Genomic DNA, 3,837 nt, shown 5'->3' with positions numbered 1-3,837 from the left:
GGGGTGTTGTCCACGAAATTGGTGATCAACCAGTTCAGATTCTGCGCCGCCTGGCTCATCGGGCTCACACTAACGCTCCTGGTTGTAGGTACTACCCGGGCCACTGTGTTGATCGTAAGTGGCCGATCCGTTCATGTCCGTTCCCGCGTTGCGCCCCTGCTGGACACCGCGCCGCAGGTTGCTCAACCTGCCGCGGACGTCCTCGGGGGCGCGGGAGACCTGTGGGCCGCCCTGCGGGGTCTGTTCCGCGGTTCCCTCGACCAGGTTCGCCTTGGGAACCCGCCGGGGCAGCCCGGAGGCCGTGACCCCGCCGGCCTTCGGCTCCTTGAGCTTCCCGGCCCGCTGCCAGCGTTCGTCGTTCGTCGAACGCCAGGCCTCGGAGTCCTCCGCGTCGCCCTGGGGAGCCTGCGGGACCGGCTGGGCCCGCTGGTCCGGAGTGTCCTGCTGGTGGTCCCGGTTCCGGCTCGGCAGGTCCGCCGGACGCTGGCCGCCGCGACGCGGCAGTCCTGCGCCGGTCAGCCCGTGCTCGGTGTTCGGCGCGGAACCCGGACGATCGAAGCCTACGCGGTCCCGCTCGTTCGCGGGAGCGCCCTGCGTAGATTCCGATTCGCCGGCGTAGCCGCCGTCGTAGCCGCCCTGGTACGTGTTCTGCGCAGGCCACCCGCCCTGGTCGGGCTGGGCCTCGAACTGGTTGCCGTACGACGGCTGCTCGGCGTCGCGGCCGGTGAAGTCACCTTCCGCATAGGCAGGACCGGGGTACTCACCGGTGGCATAGTCGCCGCCGTTCGCGTAGCCGTCCCCGCGGTACTCGCCGCCGCCCTGGTACTCGTTCCCGGCGCCGTAGCCGTCGCCCTGGTACGCGTCGCCGCCCTGGTAGCCCGCGCCGTCGCCCTGGTAGCCCTCCTGCGGCTGGAACTCGCCGTAGCCGGGCTGCTGCTCGTACCCCTCCTGCGGGTACGGCTGCTGGGCGTCCTGCTGCTCGTAGGGGGCCTCGTACCGCTCCTGCTCCTGGCCGTCGCGCGACGGCCCGCCCTGCAGCTGCGCGCCGAGCGCCGCGCGGCGCCCCTCGCGCAGCAGGGAGCGGCCCACCGGGTCCAGCGCGGTGCCGTCCTGCTGCTGCTCGTAGCGGGAGTCGTCGAAGCCGAGCTCCGCGGCCGTCCGCATCGGGGCGGCCTCGTACGTCTGCTGCTCCGGGATGATCTGGGAGACCGTGAAGTCCTCGTGCAGCGGCTCGCCGCCGCCACCGTGGGTGATCGCGTCCGGCAGCATGACCAGCGACGTGGTGCCGGCCTGCTCGCCCGAGGGGCGCAGCTGGACGCGGATGCCGTGCCGGTCGGCGAGGCGGCCGACCACGAAGAGGCCCATGCGCTGGGAGACCGCGACGTCCACCGTCGGCGGGTTGGCCAGCTTGTGGTTGATGTCCGCGAAGTCCTCGGCGGTGAGGCCGATGCCCTTGTCGTGGATCTCGACCATCACACGGCCGTCGGGCAGGCGCGTCGCGGTGACGCGCACCTTGGTCTGCGGCGAGGAGAACGTGGTGGCGTTCTCCAGCAGCTCGGCCAGCAGGTGCACGAGGTCGGTCACGGCCTGGCCGTGGATCTCGGCCTCGGGGACGCCCGACAGCTCGATGCGCTCGTACTGCTCCACCTCGGAGGTGGCGGCGCGCATGACGTCGACCAGGGGGACCGGCTGGTCCCAGCGGCGGCCCGGCTCCTCGCCGGCGAGGATCAGCAGGTTCTCGCCGTTGCGGCGCATGCGGGTGGCCAGGTGGTCCAGCCTGAAGAGGTTCTCCAGCTGGTCCGGGTCGGCCTCGTTGTTCTCCAGGTCGGTGATCAGCGTCAGCTGGCCCTCGATCAGGGACTGGTTGCGCCGCGACAGGTTGGTGAAGATCGCGTTGACGTTGCCCCGCAGCAGGGCCTGCTCGGCGGCGAGCCGGACGGCCTCGCGGTGGACCTGGTCGAAGGCCCGCGCGACCTCGCCGATCTCGTCCTGCGTGTCGATCGGGATCGGCTCGACACGGGTGTCGACCTTGCCCGGGTCGGTCCGCGACAGCTGGTCGACCAGCGTCGGCAGGCGCTGCTCCGCGACGCCGAGCGCGGCGTGGCGCAGGCGGCGCATGGCGCGGCTCATCTGGCGCGCCATGACGCCGGCCAGGATGAAGGCGGCGAGCAGCGCGATCACGACGATGCCGCCGTTGACGAACGCGTCCGTCCGGGCCTCGTCGGCGATCCGGGTGGCCTCGTTGAGCGCCTTGGTGAGCAGCTCGGTCTCGACCTCGGTGTACCCGTCGAACTTGCCGGTGGAGACGGCCATCCAGGTCTCGGGCGTGACACCGCCCTGCTTGCGCTTGACGAGCGCCTTGATGTCGTCGGCGTCCTCGGCCTTGCCGATCTCGTTGGCCATGCCCTCGAAGACCGACTTCTCGCCCGAGGCGGACTGGGCGACCGGCGGCTGCACGCCCGCGGCGGTGAACTCCCTGGCGCCGTCCTGCGCCTTGCGGGTCATCACCTCGGTGAGCCGGTCGACGTCCTCCTGCGTACCGCCGGAGACGAACTCGCCGATGGCGATGTTCTCCAGGTACTTGTACGAGTTGAACGCCTTCGCCTGGGCCTTGAAGACCTCGTCGTCCTTGCTCGGCCGGAGCAGCAGGTGCATGCCGATCGAGCGCTGCAGCGACTCGGCGGCCTTGGCGAGCTGGATGGCGTAGACGGTGCGGCCGAAGCTCGTGACGTTGCCGGTGCCCAGGCCGAGCTCGTTGGAGAACTCCATGAGCACGTGCTGGACCTTGGTGTAGCCCTCTTCGGTCTTCACCGGGTCCAGGGCCTTGGTGTACGCGGCCTTCCGCAGCTCCTGGAGCTGCGGCTCCTCGGTGCGGAACAGCTGGAGGCGGCGCTCCAGGCCCTGCCCGCCGGGCATGTCCCGGACGGCCTCGTCGAACTTCTGCTTCGCGGCGTCCGTGGTGGCGTACGCGTCGGTGACGGCGCTCGCCTCCCGGTCGGACTTGCTCTTGGCGGTGAGCAGTGGCTCCGCGGTGAGGTCGCGCTCGTTGAGCAGCGCCTGGCCGTACTCGGAGGCGGCCCGCACGATGCTCGCCGTCTTCTCCGCGTCCCGGGCCTCCTGCCAGGTGTCGACGGACGTCTTCACCTGGAAGCCGCCCATCACCAGGCCGACCAGCACGGGCACGAGGAGGATGGCGTTCAGTCGCGTCGCCACGTGCCAGTTGCGGGGGGAGAACCGGCTGGGGCTGCCGCCCGCGGGGGCGGTGCCGGCCGGGGGTGTTACGGGCGCATCCGCAGGCGGCGCCGCCGTGCGCGGCGGCGGGGTGAAGTTCCCCCGCGCCTGCTGCTCTGCGGCGCTTTTCGTGCTTCGCCTCACTCGACCAACAACCTCTCGGCGTCGGCACCTACGATGTGCCGTTCTTCTGCTCAGAGCCGTACTACTCAGGAGTTCGTGCATTGCAGCACGTAAAGCGGTCGCGTTCCAAACAGCCCGATCCGGCGATCACCGACGGTCCGCACGACAGATAAAACGGGCATAAAGAGCAGTACCCGCCAAAAAGTGGGGCTCATGTGAGCGCAGCGACACCGTACGGATGCGTGTCGTGTCCGAAGGGTCGCAATTCTCTGTCGAAACGTTATGAACACGCGGGGCGGGCCGTGTCAGACGACACAGCCCGCCCACCGGATTCCCACGACAACTACCGTACGTGCTCGTCCACTTGTTGATCGACTTGCCGAGGTGGGCCGATCCGTCCCCCTTCGGGCACCTACTTCAACCGCGCCATGAGGGCGTGTTCGACGAGGGTGATGAGGGCGCTCTTGGCGTCCGCGCGGTGGC

At 70.1% G+C, this 3,837-nt stretch carries 1 protein-coding gene and 2 pseudogenes; all 3 read right to left on the bottom strand.

The annotated features are described in order from the left end of the window. A pseudogene (locus tag IE106_RS29925) lies at window positions 1–68 on the bottom strand (roadblock/LC7 domain-containing protein); the annotation flags it as partial. Window position 69: 1 nt separating this feature from the next. Further along, complete coding sequence (locus tag IE106_RS29920; RefSeq protein ID WP_189538376.1) at window positions 70–3,375, bottom strand: nitrate- and nitrite sensing domain-containing protein; 3,306 nt, start codon at window positions 3,373–3,375, stop codon at window positions 70–72. 391 nt (window positions 3,376–3,766) lie between these two features. After that, window positions 3,767–3,837, bottom strand: a pseudogene (locus tag IE106_RS29915) (ATP-binding protein); the annotation flags it as partial.

The organism is Streptomyces roseolilacinus, assembly GCF_014649335.1.
GTDB classification, from domain to species: Bacteria; Actinomycetota; Actinomycetes; order Streptomycetales; family Streptomycetaceae; genus Streptomyces; species Streptomyces roseolilacinus.
This window is presented reverse-complemented; position numbering and strand designations above follow the sequence as displayed.